Origin of the sequence: Microbacterium sp. Leaf203, assembly GCF_001421275.1 — a bacterium.
GTDB classification, from domain to species: domain Bacteria; phylum Actinomycetota; class Actinomycetes; order Actinomycetales; family Microbacteriaceae; genus Microbacterium; species Microbacterium testaceum_A.
In genome coordinates this window covers 222,946-235,959 of record NZ_LMKF01000025.1, presented here as the reverse complement: position 1 = coordinate 235,959, position 13,014 = coordinate 222,946, and the positions used below count along the sequence as shown (strand labels likewise).

The following is a 13,014-nucleotide window of genomic DNA, read 5'->3' as shown; positions in this document are numbered from 1 at the left end:
CTCGGGTCGCGCGGGGAGGCGGCCGATAGGCTGGGGCGGTGACTGTTCGGCTCTACGACACGAAGGCGCAGGCTCTGCGCGACTTCGTCCCCCTCGACCCCTCGAACGTCACGGTGTACGTCTGCGGGCCGACCGTGCAGTCGGGTCCCCACATCGGTCACGTCCGCGCGGCTCTCGCGTTCGACCTGCTGCGCCGCTGGCTCGCGCACCGCTACGGTCGCGTCACCTTCGTGCGCAACGTCACCGACATCGACGACAAGGTCCTCGCCAACGCGCGGGACACCGAGCCGTGGTGGGCTCTCGCCTACCGCATGGAGCTCGAGTTCTCGCGGGCCTACGAGGCCGTCGGCATCCTTCCCCCGACGTACGAGCCCCGCGCGACCGCTTCGGTGACGCAGATGCAGGAGCTCATCTCGGAGCTCATCGAGCGCGGTCACGCCTACGCCGCTGCCGGAGACGTGTACTTCGACGTGCGATCGTGGCCCGCCTACGGCGAGCTCACGCGGCAGAGCCTGGATGCCATGGAGCCGGCCGCCGACGCCGACCCCCGGGGCAAGAGAGACCCGCGCGATTTCGCCCTGTGGAAGGGCGCGAAGCCCGGGGAGCCCGCTTCGGCGACCTGGGCCTCGCCGTGGGGCGCGGGGCGCCCGGGCTGGCACATCGAGTGCTCGGCGATGTCGCGTCGATACCTGGGGCCCGAGTTCGACATCCACGGCGGCGGTCTCGACCTGCGCTTCCCCCACCACGAGAACGAGATCGCCCAGTCGACCGCAGCCGGGGACCCGTTCGCCCGGTACTGGGTGCACAACGGTCTCGTTACGGTCGACGGGCAGAAGATGTCGAAGTCGCTGGGCAACTTCACCCTCGCATCCGACGTGCTCGACGCTCACGACCCGCTCGTGGTGCGCTACGCCCTCGCCGCGGCCCACTACCGCTCGAACCTCGACCTCACCGAAGCCTCGTGGGCCGAGGCCGAGGCGGCTCTCGGTCGCATCCGGACCTTCCTCGACCGAGCCGCTCGCCTCGTGAAGCCGGGATGGACCGAGGCGAAGGAGGGGCTCCCGACGGAGTTCGTCGAAGCGATGGACGACGACCTCTCGGTGCCGCGGGCGCTGGCGGCGATCCACACGAGCATCCGCTCGGGAAATGCGCTGCTCGACGCCGGCAAGTACGATGAAGCGAAGCAGGACGTCTCGGACGTCTCGCAGATGACGCTCGTCCTGGGTCTCAACCCTCACTCTTCTCAGTGGGGTGGCACCGGCGGGGGAGCGGAGACCGCCGCTCTGGACGCCCTCGTCCAGACGATGATCACGCAGCGTGCGCAGGCACGCGCGGACAAGGATTGGGCGGCCGCGGATCGCATTCGAGACGCGATCGCCGCCGCAGGAATCACGCTGGAGGACACTCCGGCCGGAACGCATTGGAGTATCGATGGCTAAGCCTGGACGCCCGGGAGCACGCAACCCCGGCAAGAAGAAGGGCCCCCTGAAGGGGACCGGCGGCCACGTCCGCAAGGGACTCGAGGGTCGCGGACCGACCCCCAAGGCCGAGGACCGCGCCTGGCACCCCGCGGGCAAGCGCAAGGCCGCCCAGGAGCGCTACGCCGCCGCCGGCGGCAAGGCGAAGCCGGGCGTGCGCGCCGTCGGCAGCAACCCGAACCGCAAGAGCCCCAAGGCGGCCGACGACACCGAGACGGTCACCGGTCGCAACTCGGTGCTCGAAGCGCTCCGCGCGAAGATCCCCGCCACGGCGATGTACGTCGCCCAGCGCATCGAGATGGACGACCGCGTCAAAGAGATGCTGTCCATGGCGACCAACCGCGGCATCCCCGTGCTCGAGGTCACCCGCCCCGAGCTGGACCGCATGGCCGGCTTCGACGGCGTGCACCAGGGCGTCGCCCTCAAGGTGCCCCCGTACGCCTACGCCCACCCGCAGGACCTGCTCGAGCAGATCATCGACAAGGGCCAGGTGCCCCTGCTCGTCGCGCTCGACGGCGTCACCGACCCCCGCAACCTCGGCGCGATCATCCGCTCGACCGGCGCGTTCGGCGGTCAGGGGCTGATCATCCCGCAGCGTCGCTCGGCGAGCGTCAACTCCGCCGCGTGGAAGACCAGCGCCGGGGCCGCCGCCCGCATCCCCGTCGCCCTGGCGGCCAACCTCACGGCCACGCTGAAGGAATTCAAGAAGCAGGGTGTCTTCGTGCTCGGCCTCGATGGCGACGGCGACGTCTCGCTGCCCGCCCTCGAGCTCGCGGATCGTCCCGTCGTGATCGTCGTCGGCTCGGAGGGCAAGGGCCTGTCGCGCCTGGTCACCGAGACCTGCGACCAGGTCGTGTCGATCCCGATCTCGGCCGTGACCGAGTCGCTCAACGCCGGCATCGCTGCATCCGTCGCTCTGTACCAGGTTTCGACGCTGCGCGCGGCTCGGTAAGCTCCACGATCCTGCTCTGAAAGCCCGACGAACACGCCGGGTCGCGTTGCCCGGGCGCCCCGATCACGGCACGCTGGATGAGGACGTGGTTCCGTCCAGCAGACTGACGAAAGGAACGCCCATGCCCCGCATCGCCGTCATCGGAGGCACCGGCTACGCCGGCAGCCACATCGTGACCGAAGCCGTGCGCCGCGGCCACACCGTGGTCTCGGTCGCCCGCTCGGTTCCGGCCGAGCGCATCGAGGGAGCGACCTACGTCGAAGGCACCGTGCTCGACGTCCCCGGGCTCGTCGCCGAGCTCGAGGGGGTCGACGTGGTCGTGTCGGCCGTGGCCCCCCGCGGCGACATGGAGGGCAAGCTGCGCCCCGCGATCGCCGAGCTCGTGGCCGCGCTCCCCGACGGCGTCCGCATCGGCGTCGTGGGTGGCGCGGGTGGATCGCTGGTCGCCGAGGGCGGCCCGCGCCTGGTCGACACCGCCGAGTTCACCGAGGAGTTCAAGCCCGAGGCCCTCGAGGCGTACGGCATCCTCGAGGACCTCCAGGCCGACGACACCGGTCGCGACTGGTTCTACATCCACCCCGCCGGCGGCTTCGGCGCGTGGGCTCCGGGGGAGCGCACCGGGTCGTACCGCGACGGCGGCGACGTGCTCGTCGTCGACGACGAAGGCAACTCGTTCATCGGCGGTGCCGACTTCGCGATCGCGGTCCTCGACGAGATCGAGAACCCGAAGCACACGCGCGAGCGCTTCACCGTGGGGTACTGAGCCCGCGAGACACCGAGGCCGTGGCATCCGGGATCGAATCCGGATGACACGGCCTCCGTCGTTCCGGGCGCGCGGTGCCCGGCCCGAGGAGCGGTCAGACCAGGTCGCGCCAGTCCACCGCGTCGGTCTCGGTCGTGGGGACCTCACCGGTTTCGGGAGCGTCGGCGTCGGAGACCGTCGGCAGCGACATCGTGTCGGTGGGCGGGCCCATCACGGTGGCCTCGTCGCGACGGTGACGCAGGACGTCGTCGATGTACGAACTCACGACCTCGGCCAGGGGCACCGAACGACCGCGCGCCTGCGACATGTACCAGCGGTGTTCGAGTACCTGGTGGAACACCTCGGCGGGCTCGAGCTTGGCGCGCAGGTCCCACGGGATCGCCATGACGATCGGCTCGAACACGCGGGTGAGCCACTCGTGCGCGACCATCTCTTCATCGGCGCCGAGGCGTGACACGCGGGCCCGGAACTCGTCCAGGTCGTTGAGCAGTCGACGGGCCTGGTTCTCTTCGACATCGAGGCCGGTCAGACGGAGCAGGCGGCGCTGGTGGTGTCCGGCATCCACCACCTTGGGTTGGATCGACACCTTCGTGCCGTCGCTGGCCGTGCGGATCGACATCTCGCCGATGTCGAAGCCGAGGGCGTTCAACCGATGCACGCGCTCGGTGATGCGCCACGACTCGTCGACGGCGAAGGACTCCTTGTCGGTGAGAGCCCCCCACAGCGAGTGATACGACGAGACGAGACCGTCGGCGATGGCCACGGCATCCACTCCGCCCTCGAGGCGGCCCCCGGCTTCGAGATCCATGATCTCGCCGGCGATGTTGATGCGGGCGATGTCGAGATCGTGCGCACGCTGACCCGGCGTCAGGCGGTTGCCGTGCAGCTCACCCGTCTCGGCGTCGACCAGGTACGCGGCGAACGCGCCGGCGTCGCGGCGGAAAAGGGTGTTCGACAGCGAGACGTCGCCCCAGTAGAAGCCCACGTTGTGCAGACGCACCAGCAGCACGGCCAGGGCGTCGACGAGGCGCGTCGCGGTGTGCGGGCGGAGCACCTGCGTGAACAGGGCACGGTAGGGGAGCGAGAAGCGCAGGTGCGCCGTCACGAGCGCGGCGGGGAGCGGGCGACCCGAGGCGTCGGTGCGACCGGCGATCACCGCGACGCGGTCGACGCAGGGGGCGTCGAGACGGTCGAGGTTGCCGAGCATGTCGTACTCGCGCCGTGCCATCTCTTCGGTCGTCTCCTTGATGGCGACAACCCGACCCGACAGGTTGGCGAAGCGCACGAGGTGCCGCGAGATGCCCTTCGGAAGCGCCACGATGTGGCTGCTGGGCCAGTCGGCGAGGCCGGTCGACCAGGGCAGCTGCAGGAGGCCCGGGTCGACGGTGCTGGCCGTGATGCTGAGGGATTCGGACACGGGTACCTCCGGGGGAAACGGTGCGGCGCGCCCCCGACCCGACGGATCGGGATCGAGGACGCGCCGCGTCGAAGCGTGGGTCAGGCCGAAGCGATGGCCCGGTCGGTCAGGCGCTCGCCCGTCTCGACGTCGAAGACGTGCACGTGGCCGGGGACCGGCGCCAGCACGACCGTCTCGCCCGCGTTGGGGTGACGGCGGCCGTCGACGCGCGCGACCAGGTCGGTGCGCTTGCCGTTGATGTCGGTGTGACCGTAGAGGTAGCCGTCGGCGCCGAGCTCCTCGACGAGGTCGACGACGACCGAGAGGCCGCGGCCGTCGGCGGGAGCGACCTGGATGTCCTCGGGACGCACGCCGATGGTGACCTCGGAGCCGTTGGCCTTGCCGATGGTGTCGGCTTCGACGGGAACGACCAGGTTGCCGAACTGCACGCCACCCTCGGCCAGGTCGGCGGTGAAGAGGTTCATCGCGGGCGAGCCGATGAAGCCGGCCACGAAGACGTTCTTTGGGGTCTCGTACAGGTCGCGCGGGGTGCCCACCTGCTGGAGCAGGCCGTCCTTCAGCACGGCGATGCGGTCGCCCATGGTGAGCGCCTCGGTCTGGTCGTGCGTGACGTAGACCGTGGTGACGCCGAGGCGACGCTGGAGCGATGCGATCTGGGTGCGCGTCTGCACGCGGAGCTTGGCGTCGAGGTTCGACAGCGGCTCGTCCATGAGGAAGACCTGGGGCTGACGCACGATGGCGCGACCCATGGCGACGCGCTGACGCTGACCACCCGAGAGGGCCTTGGGCTTGCGGGTCAGGTACTGCTCGAGGTCGAGCAGTTTGGCGGCCTCGAGCACGCGGGCTGCGCGCTCTTCTTTGCCGACACCGGCGATCTTGAGCGCGAAGCCCATGTTCTCGGCGACGGTCATGTGCGGGTACAGCGCGTAGTTCTGGAACACCATCGCGATGTCGCGGTCCTTCGGCGGGACGTCGGTGACGTCGCGGTCGCCGATGAGGATACGGCCCGAGTTGACCTCTTCGAGGCCGGCGAGCATGCGCAGCGACGTGGACTTTCCGCAGCCCGAGGGGCCGACGAGAACGAGGAACTCGCCGTCTGCGACGTCGAGGTTCAGCTTGTCCACCGCGGGGCGGGTTCCGCCCGGGTACAGACGGGTTGCGTTGTCGAAGGTGACGGACGCCATGTTTTCTTCTCCTTCACCGGCAGGTACGTGCCGGACGATCCGTAGTGAATGGAATGAACGGGGGCGACCCCGTGCGCCCGACGTTGGACGCAGGGTCAGTATCGCACGTGTCTGGTCATTTCTCAGCCAGCCTGGCTACCATCGATGCTCGGTCGCCCCACCCGCGCGGCCCCCCTGATTTCATGCGGCATCGTCCGTGCCCGGAAGGTTTCATGTCCAACGACCAGTCACCGAATGTGCCAGCAGAACGCGACCGCCGCGAGGCTGTGCGCGAGAAGGCGCAGCAGGTCAAGGCGAAGCAGACGCGGTGGCGTATCATGCGCCGCTCGCTGCTGGGCGTGGGCGCCGTCGCCGTGATCGCGGTCGCCGCGGTGGGAGTCTCGTTCGCCCTGAACTCCCGCGAGGCCCGCTCGCAGGCTCTCCCCGACGCGGCGACCGACGACGGCTTCGTGATCACCAACGCCTCGCAGGTGGCCGACCCCCTTGCCGACCAGACCGTCGACGGCAGCGCCGCCACGACGTCGGCCCAGGCCACTCCTCCCGGAGACGCGCCCGCGCCCACCGCCGAGGCGACGCCGGAGCCCACGGGCACGGCCGCTCCCGTCGACATCCGCGTGTACGTCGACTACATGTCGGCCGAGGCCCGCGAGTTCCAGTCCGCGAACGCCAGCCAGCTGTCGAAGTGGGTCGGAGACAAGGCCGCGACCCTCACCTATTACCCCGTGGCGATGTTGACGTCCAAGTCCAACGGCACGAAGTACAGCCTGCGTGCGGCCGGTGCCGCCGCCTGCGTCGCGACCCACTCGTCCGACCGGTTCTTCGCGTTCAACCACGAGCTGCTCACCAACCAGCCCGCTGTCGATTCCGACGGCTACAGCGACCAGCAGCTCGCCGACATGGCGCAGGGCGCGGGCGTGAGCGACATCGGCACGGTGCGCGACTGCATCGAAGACGAGACCTACACGGCCTGGGCGAAGGCGGCGACCGATCGCGCCATCAAGGGGCTGCCCGGCACGAAGGGGCAGGCGCTGACGGCGACCCCGACCGTGCTCGTCAACGGCACCGAGTACGTCGGGAATATGGACGACGCGAAGGAGTTCGCCCAGTTCGTACTCACGGTCGACAGCAACGCGTACTACTCGACCGCCACCCCGACGCCGTCGACCACCCCGTCGACGACGCCCGCGGGCTGATTCGATCCCTCGAAGAGGCCTGTGGTGTGCGATTCTGGTCGTATGAACGAGAAGCTTGAGGACTCCCCGCCGCGGCGGTCCCTGGCGCAGCTGAAGGTTTGGGTGCAGGAGTTCCGTGAGCAGGGGCATCTGTTCGCCGGCCAGCTGAAGGTCGTCGAGCAAGAGGACGCCGACAGTCAGGACACCGGTCTCGTGGTGATGAACCTGATGAACGCGCGCGCGTCGATCTATATGCAGCCCAAGGGCTACGACGAGCCGCTGTGGGAGGCGACGTTGACGTCGCGTCCCGACGATCTCACCCTCACGCCGCACGAGATGGCGAGCCTGGCCGCCGAACTCGTCGTCGCGGGCAACCTCTGCTCTTTTCTGCAGTGGAAGTCCCTCGAGTGGGACCGCGAGAGCGGAACCCACGCCGTCTGACGCGTCGAGAGCGGCCCGCCCGCCGCTCTAGACTCGTCCATCGAGACGCTCCCCGTCTCACGCCGGCTTGGCGCAATTGGTAGCGCACCGTACTTGTAATACGGGGGTTGCAGGTTCAAGTCCTGTAGCCGGCACCCCATCCATCCCCTGCGCGGGATCGCTCAGATGACGTCGAAGGGCGTGTCGTCGTCGTCGTAGTTGATAGAGGGCGGCGCCCAGGCGGCCTGTTGCGCATCCGCCGTGTCCTCCTGCAGATGAACCGTCACGACGGAGATGGTGGCCGAGGTGGCGGGGGTGACGAGAATGCTCAGCTTGCTGCCGTCGTCGGTGGTCACCGTCAGGAAGCCTCCACCGGCGTGGACGGCGGCGAGGACCTGACGGCGCAGGTCGTCCGCGTGCTCGAGGGGCGCGAGCGCGTGCGAGACGCCGTCGACGGCGATCCGCAATCGTTCGATGCTCTGTCCCATGACACGCACGGTAGGCGTGTTCCATCGATGCCGGACGGGGGTTGCCGGAACGGGGGAGCGCGAGGCACACTGCGGGGCGTCAACCCCTGACGGAGTTTCGTCATAACGAACGCCGGAAACGTAAGCTCGGCCCGTGACCGACGCCGACATCGAAGACTCCCCGCCGCGGCGCTCGCGCGAGCAACTGCAGGTTTGGGTGGACGAGTTCGAAGAGAACGAGCACTGCATCGCGGGCAGCATCTCCGTGGCGCCCCAGGAGGACGACGGGGGAGAGGACACCGGGCTGGTGATCCTGCGCCTTCGGTATGCCTCGTCCTCGGTCTACATGAAGCCGCGCGGCTGGGACGACCCGCTGTGGGAGATGACGATCACTCCGCAGCCCCGGGAACTCGGGTTGTCCGTGCACGAGATCGCCAGTCTCGCCGCCGAACTCGTCGTGGCGAGCAACCTCTGCACGTTTCTCCAGTGGAAGTCGCTCGAGTGGGACCGCGAGAGCGGCCAGCGAGGATCCTCCGCAGGCGCGGCGCCCTCGAGCCCCCGCTGACGTCCTCGCGGACTCAGCCTCCGTGCGCGGCGGTCCACTCGCGGAACGGCGAGGTCGAATCGTCGACCGGGATCTGCTCCGAGGGCGGGGCGCGTTCCTCGCCTCGACGATGATTTCGCCGTCTTTCACGATGAGGCAGGCGAAGTGCTTTCCCCCGTTCCGGACGTTCTCCCTGGCGCGGGAGACGGTCAGGGCGGAGAGCTCGGCGTCGTTCATGGCCTCACCGTAGGCGTTCAGCCCGACGCGGATCGGCCCTTGCCCTTCCCACGGTCGGCGTGCCAGGCGTTCACGACAAGGCCCGCGCCAGAGCGACGAGGAACACCGCCGCCGCGACGATCATGGCCAGGCCCGCCAGCAGAGCCCCGGCGATGGCGAGGGCGCGAAGGGGCCCCCTGCGGCGGCTTCCGTCCAGGGCGAACAGGAGGGTGCAGACCGAGACCACCAGGACGAGAAGATCGCCGATCAGCCCCGGCGGTGCCCAGACCGAGGTCGCTATCGCAACGACCCCCGCGCCCAGCGCGGCGAGGTGCCACGCGTGGTTGCGTGCGGGACGGGAGTCCTCGGGCACGACTCAGCGCATCCGCACGCGCAGCCACCGCACACCGTGGGGCGCGAGGGTGATTCCGGCACCCAGCCACACGGGATGCGACGACACCAGGTCGAGCGCCTCCGGGACCAGTCCCGACAGGGTCAGGGCGTCGACCTCGACCGCCGAGTCCGCGACGTTCGCCAGCACCAGGACCGAGAATTCGCGTCCCGGGCGGAGGAACGAGACGACGGATGCCACGTTCGCACCGAACGCGATCAGTTCGTTGCCCGCGAATTCCGGCGTCGACCGGCGGACCTCGGTGAGGCGCGAGAGCCGAGAGAAGACGCGACCGGCCGGGGTGCCGGCATCCGTTCGATCCTCGTAGTTCTGCGCGGGACGGAAGGGGCGGTTGACCCACCGGCTGTCGTCGGCCTCGTCCGCTCGTTCGGTGTAGGTGTATTCGTTCAGCTGGGCGACCTCGTCACCGAGGTAAAGCAGGGGGATGCCCCCTGTCGAGAGCGCGAGGGCGTGGGCGAGCACGACCCGGTCTTCGCCCCCGGCGTCTCCCGCTTCGACCCCGGCCAGCGAGGCGGTGGTTCCCGTGACGCGAGCGTCTCCCGTGCGCGGGTTCTCTTGGAACGGCACGCCGCGCGCGAACGAACCCTCCGCCCGGCCGACGTAGAAGTCGTTGAGGAAGCGGCGGTGCGGGGACGCGTCGATGCCCAGCTCGGCGGCATCCTCGTCGGCGAAGGTCCACCCGATGTCGTCGTGACTGCGCACGTAGTTGACCCACGCGGTGCCGGCGGGGAGGGCGTGGCGGCGCTCGAGCGCCTGCTGCAGAAGGCGGCCGTCGCGGGTGGCGAGAGCCTCCCAGGTGAGGGCCATCTGCAGCGGGTTGTACGAGATCTGGCACTCGTCCGGCGAGATGTACGAGATCACCTCGTCGGGGTGCACGATGGCCTCCGACTTGAACAGCAGGCCCGGGGCCGCCATGCGCAGGACCGCGTTGAAGGCCTGCAGCAGCAGGTGCGCCTCGGGGAGGGACTCGCAGGTGGTGCCGAGCTGTTTCCAGATGAAGGCCACGGCATCCATGCGGAGGATCTCGACGCCCTGGTTGGCGAGGAAGAGCATCTCGCCCGCCATCGCCTCGAAGACAGCGGGGTTGGCGTAGTTGAGGTCCCACTGGAAGTGGTAGAACGTCGCCCAGATCCAGCGGCCGTCGTCGAGCTGGACGAAGGAACCCGGGTGATCGTCGGGGAAGATCTCGCGTGTGGTCCGCTCGTAGGCGTCGGGCATCTCGCGGTCGGGGAAGATCAGGTAGAAGTCCTCGTACCCCGCCTCGCCCGCGAGGGCCTTCTGCGCCCACTCGTGCTCGTTGCTCGTGTGGTTGAAGATGAAGTCGACCACGAGCGAGATCCCCGCCCGGCGCAGCTCGGTCGCGAGGGCGGCCAGCTCGTCCATCGTTCCCAGCGCGGGGTTCACCCGCCGATAGCTGGACACCGCGTAGCCCCCGTCACTGTTGCCCTCGGGGCTTTCGAACAGCGGCATGAGGTGCAGGTAGGTGAGACCCAGTTCGCGGAAGTACGGGATCGATTCCCGGATGCCGTGGAGTCCGCCCGCGTACCGGTCGACGTAGCAGACGCCCCCGAGCATGCCCTCGCTCTCGAACCAGCCGGGTGCGCTCTCGCGTTCGCGGTCGAGGGCCTTCAGCGTCCGGGGACGCGCCAGCCACGACGTGCGTGCGAGATCAACGACGGATGCCAGACGCTCGAGGCCGTCGGGACGCTCGCCGTACAGCCGCGTGAACAGATCGTGCAGGCGCGGAAGGTGCTGCTCGGCATGTGTGAGGAACTCGCGGTCGGTGTCGGCCGCGCGGAGGTCGTCGATCAGGCGCGAGACGTCGTCGGAGCCGGGGTGGAGCTGGGTCACGGATCACAGCCTGACGCATCTGGGGGTCAGCGGTCGACAGCGACGTGCCGCCGCCGGCCCGGAGGCGAGGGCAGGGTGGCCCGACCCCGCGTCGTACGATCGACGGTGGCTCCCGCGTGGGGGCGCGAGGGGAGAGCCGTGGCGGAGCGGGGAACGGTCGGCGTGGCCGTCGGGGGAGCGGTGCTCATCGGCGCCCTCACCGCGCTGCAGGCGCGTATCAACGGCACCCTCGGGGCGGAGATCGGCGACGGCTTCGTCGCGGCAGCGGTGTCGTTCAGCTCCGGACTCGTGATCCTCGTCGTCCTGTCCGCCCTGATTCCCGGGGGCCGACGCGGGTTCGGTCGCCTGGTCGCCGGCATCCGGACCCGAACCATCCCGCCCTGGATGCTGCTCGGGGGTCTGGTCGGGGCGTTCACCGTCGCGAGCCAGGGGCTGACGGTCGCGACGATCGGCGTGGCACTCTTCACGGTCGGTTTCGTCGCGGGTCAGACCACCGGGGGAATGGTGCTCGACCGCATCGGCTACGGGCCCGCCGGGGTCGTACCGGTGACGGTCCGCCGTCTGGTCGGCGCTCTGCTCGCCATCGCCGGAGTCGTCGTGTGCCTCTCTGGCGACGCGCTCGGCGGGGTTCCGCTGTGGATGCTGGTCGTCCCCGCGATCGCGGGCGCGGGTGTGGCCTGGCAGCAGGGCACCAACGGGCGCCTGCGCGTGCGCGTCGAGAGCCCGCTCACCGCGACGCTGGTGAACTTCATCGGCGGGACGGTGGTCCTCGTGATCGCCGCGGGTGTGCACGTCGGCCTCGTGGGGGCTCCGCGCACCATCCCGACCGAGCCGTGGCTCTACCTCGGCGGGGCGGTGGGCGTGATCTACATCTTCTTGTCGTCCGTCGTCGTACGCCGGACGGGGGTGTTGCTCCTCGGCCTCGGGTCGGTGGTCGGTCTTCTCACGACCTCGGTGCTACTCGACGCGCTCTGGCCGGCCCCGGCCGCCCCCTCCACTCCGGTGGCGCTGCTCGCCGCAGCCGTGGCCATCGCCGGGGTGGCCGTCGCCGCCGTGCCGTGGAGGCGCCGCCGCCGCTGACCGCGAAACGACGACGCCGCCGGGGACGGCTGTCCCACGGCGGCGTCGATCGGAGGAAGGTCAGAGACGCGTCTCGTCGACCGTGCGCTTCTTCGAGCCTCCGGGCATGCGCGACAGGTGCTTCGCGGCATCCACGGTCTTTCGTCGAGTGGCGCGGGTCCGCGGGGGCTTCCCGCCGACGTACAGCCAGCCGAGCAGGACCTCGCCTTTAGCGAGCCCGTGGGCCTTAGCGAGCACCTTGCTGCGGGTGTTGTCGTCGGTGCGCCAGAACACGCCGAAGCCCGCCTCGTCGAGCACGAGGCTGAGCATGTGGGCGACCCCGGATGCCACGGCCTCCTGCTCCCACGCGGGGATCTTCTTCGAGCTGAGGTCGGCGACGACCGCGATGATCAGCGGAGCGCGGCGGGGCTTCGACGAGTGCCCCTTCTTGCCGTCGGCCTTGTTCAGAGCTCGCGCGAGCACGTCGCGATCGGCGCCGCGGATCTCGATGAGCCGCCACGGACGCAGGCTCTTGTGATCGGCGACGCGACCGGCCGCGGCGACGAACGTCTCGAGCTCGGGGCCGGTGGGGGCGAGGTCGGTGACCTTCGACCACGACCGGCGGTCGCGCATCGCCTCGAGCGCGCTCATGCCTCGTCGACGGGGGAGTCGGCGGGGGTGAAGTTCAGCGACAGCGAGTTCATGCAGTAGCGGTCGCCGGTGGGCGTGCCGAATCCGTCGGGGAAGACGTGACCCAGGTGCGACCCGCAGTTCGCGCAGCGGACCTCGGTGCGCTGCATACCGTGGCTGTTGTCCTCGAGCAGCTCGACGGCCTCGGGACGGACCGACTCGTAGAAGCTCGGCCACCCGCAGTGCGAGTCGAACTTGGTGCCGCTCTGGAACAGCTCGTTCCCGCAGGCGGCGCAGGTGTAGAAGCCGGCACGGCTCTCATCGAGCAGCTCACCGGTCCAGGCGCGCTCGGTTCCCGCCTGGCGGAGCACCGCGTACTGCTCGGGGCTGAGCTCGGCGCGCCACTGGTCGTCGGACTTGTCGACGGCGTAGGTCATGTTCACTCTCCT

14 protein-coding genes and 1 tRNA gene are annotated in these 13,014 nt (G+C 69.7%); 8 read left to right on the top strand and 7 right to left on the bottom strand.

The annotated features are described in order from the left end of the window. Positions 1-38 precede the first annotated feature (38 nt). The 3 genes from cysS to ASE56_RS11060 all read left to right on the top strand — a co-directional run bounded on the left by cysS (position 39) and on the right by ASE56_RS11060 (position 3,193). Positions 39-1,439 (top strand): cysteine--tRNA ligase, encoded by a 1,401-nt coding sequence (cysS, locus tag ASE56_RS11070; RefSeq protein WP_056229243.1) that lies wholly within the window; start codon positions 39-41, stop codon positions 1,437-1,439. After that, positions 1,432-2,430, top strand: a complete 999-nt coding sequence (rlmB, locus tag ASE56_RS11065; RefSeq protein ID WP_056229240.1) for a 23S rRNA (guanosine(2251)-2'-O)-methyltransferase RlmB — start codon at positions 1,432-1,434, stop codon at positions 2,428-2,430. The genes cysS and rlmB overlap by 8 nt, the downstream gene beginning before the upstream one ends. Before the next feature lie 121 nt (positions 2,431-2,551). Continuing rightward, on the top strand, positions 2,552-3,193 hold the full coding sequence (locus tag ASE56_RS11060) for an NAD(P)-dependent oxidoreductase (protein ID WP_056229236.1): 642 nt from the start codon (positions 2,552-2,554) through the stop codon (positions 3,191-3,193). 94 nt (positions 3,194-3,287) lie between these two features. On the opposite strand, the gene ASE56_RS11055 is transcribed toward ASE56_RS11060, so the two are convergent. After that, positions 3,288-4,610 carry a DUF4032 domain-containing protein gene (locus ASE56_RS11055; RefSeq protein ID WP_056229232.1) on the bottom strand — a complete coding sequence of 441 codons (1,323 nt, stop codon included), beginning with the start codon at positions 4,608-4,610 and terminating at the stop codon, positions 3,288-3,290. An 80-nt stretch (positions 4,611-4,690) separates the two neighbouring features. Next, on the bottom strand, positions 4,691-5,794 hold the full coding sequence (locus ASE56_RS11050) for an ABC transporter ATP-binding protein (protein ID WP_056229229.1): 1,104 nt from the start codon (positions 5,792-5,794) through the stop codon (positions 4,691-4,693). A gap of 212 nt (positions 5,795-6,006) precedes the next feature. Between ASE56_RS11050 and ASE56_RS11045 the strand changes: the two genes are divergently transcribed. The 3 genes from ASE56_RS11045 to ASE56_RS11035 all read left to right on the top strand — a co-directional run bounded on the left by ASE56_RS11045 (position 6,007) and on the right by ASE56_RS11035 (position 7,541). Then, positions 6,007-6,987, top strand: a complete 981-nt coding sequence (locus tag ASE56_RS11045; RefSeq protein WP_056229226.1) for a thioredoxin domain-containing protein — start codon at positions 6,007-6,009, stop codon at positions 6,985-6,987. A gap of 42 nt (positions 6,988-7,029) precedes the next feature. Beyond that, positions 7,030-7,407 (top strand): hypothetical protein, encoded by a 378-nt coding sequence (locus ASE56_RS11040; protein WP_056229222.1) that lies wholly within the window; start codon positions 7,030-7,032, stop codon positions 7,405-7,407. A gap of 61 nt (positions 7,408-7,468) precedes the next feature. After that, positions 7,469-7,541: transfer RNA gene (locus ASE56_RS11035), tRNA-Thr, on the top strand. A gap of 27 nt (positions 7,542-7,568) precedes the next feature. On the opposite strand, the gene ASE56_RS11030 is transcribed toward ASE56_RS11035, so the two are convergent. After that, positions 7,569-7,874 carry a hypothetical protein gene (locus ASE56_RS11030; RefSeq protein WP_056229218.1) on the bottom strand — a complete coding sequence of 102 codons (306 nt, stop codon included), beginning with the start codon at positions 7,872-7,874 and terminating at the stop codon, positions 7,569-7,571. Between the two features lie 133 nt (positions 7,875-8,007). On the opposite strand from ASE56_RS11030, the gene ASE56_RS11025 reads away from it, so the two are divergent. Then, a complete protein-coding gene (locus tag ASE56_RS11025) occupies positions 8,008-8,418 on the top strand; it encodes a hypothetical protein (protein WP_056229215.1) in 411 nt (136 codons plus the stop codon). 286 nt (positions 8,419-8,704) lie between these two features. On the opposite strand, the gene ASE56_RS11020 is transcribed toward ASE56_RS11025, so the two are convergent. Next, positions 8,705-8,986 carry a hypothetical protein gene (locus tag ASE56_RS11020; protein ID WP_056229211.1) on the bottom strand — a complete coding sequence of 94 codons (282 nt, stop codon included), beginning with the start codon at positions 8,984-8,986 and terminating at the stop codon, positions 8,705-8,707. A 3-nt stretch (positions 8,987-8,989) separates the two neighbouring features. After that, a complete protein-coding gene (locus ASE56_RS11015) occupies positions 8,990-10,837 on the bottom strand; it encodes an amylosucrase (protein WP_056229864.1) in 1,848 nt (615 codons plus the stop codon). A 177-nt stretch (positions 10,838-11,014) separates the two neighbouring features. Between ASE56_RS11015 and ASE56_RS11010 the strand changes: the two genes are divergently transcribed. Continuing rightward, positions 11,015-11,956, top strand: coding sequence for a DMT family transporter (locus tag ASE56_RS11010; protein WP_176786385.1), 942 nt, complete (start codon positions 11,015-11,017; stop codon positions 11,954-11,956). A 60-nt stretch (positions 11,957-12,016) separates the two neighbouring features. On the opposite strand, the gene ASE56_RS11005 is transcribed toward ASE56_RS11010, so the two are convergent. Both ASE56_RS11005 and msrB read right to left on the bottom strand, forming a co-directional pair. Continuing rightward, positions 12,017-12,586, bottom strand: a complete 570-nt coding sequence (locus tag ASE56_RS11005; RefSeq protein WP_164481597.1) for a nitroreductase family protein — start codon at positions 12,584-12,586, stop codon at positions 12,017-12,019. Continuing rightward, positions 12,583-13,002 carry a peptide-methionine (R)-S-oxide reductase MsrB gene (msrB, locus tag ASE56_RS11000; protein WP_056229208.1) on the bottom strand — a complete coding sequence of 140 codons (420 nt, stop codon included), beginning with the start codon at positions 13,000-13,002 and terminating at the stop codon, positions 12,583-12,585. Before msrB ends, ASE56_RS11005 begins: the two co-directional genes overlap by 4 nt. Positions 13,003-13,014 lie beyond the last annotated feature (12 nt).

Bases quoted from the DNA above. Each gene is read 5' to 3' on its own strand.
- rlmB (WP_056229240.1), top strand. From the start codon at position 1,432: ATGGCTAAGCCTGGACGCCCGGGAGCACGCAACCCCGGCAAGAAGAAG.
- ASE56_RS11060 (WP_056229236.1), top strand. From the start codon at position 2,552: ATGCCCCGCATCGCCGTCATCGGAGGCACCGGCTACGCCGGCAGCCAC.
- ASE56_RS11050 (WP_056229229.1), bottom strand. From the start codon at position 5,794: ATGGCGTCCGTCACCTTCGACAACGCAACCCGTCTGTACCCGGGCGGA.
- ASE56_RS11045 (WP_056229226.1), top strand. From the start codon at position 6,007: ATGTCCAACGACCAGTCACCGAATGTGCCAGCAGAACGCGACCGCCGC.
- ASE56_RS11040 (WP_056229222.1), top strand. From the start codon at position 7,030: ATGAACGAGAAGCTTGAGGACTCCCCGCCGCGGCGGTCCCTGGCGCAG.
- ASE56_RS11030 (WP_056229218.1), bottom strand. From the start codon at position 7,874: ATGGGACAGAGCATCGAACGATTGCGGATCGCCGTCGACGGCGTCTCG.
- ASE56_RS11005 (WP_164481597.1), bottom strand. From the start codon at position 12,586: ATGAGCGCGCTCGAGGCGATGCGCGACCGCCGGTCGTGGTCGAAGGTC.
- msrB (WP_056229208.1), bottom strand. From the start codon at position 13,002: ATGACCTACGCCGTCGACAAGTCCGACGACCAGTGGCGCGCCGAGCTC.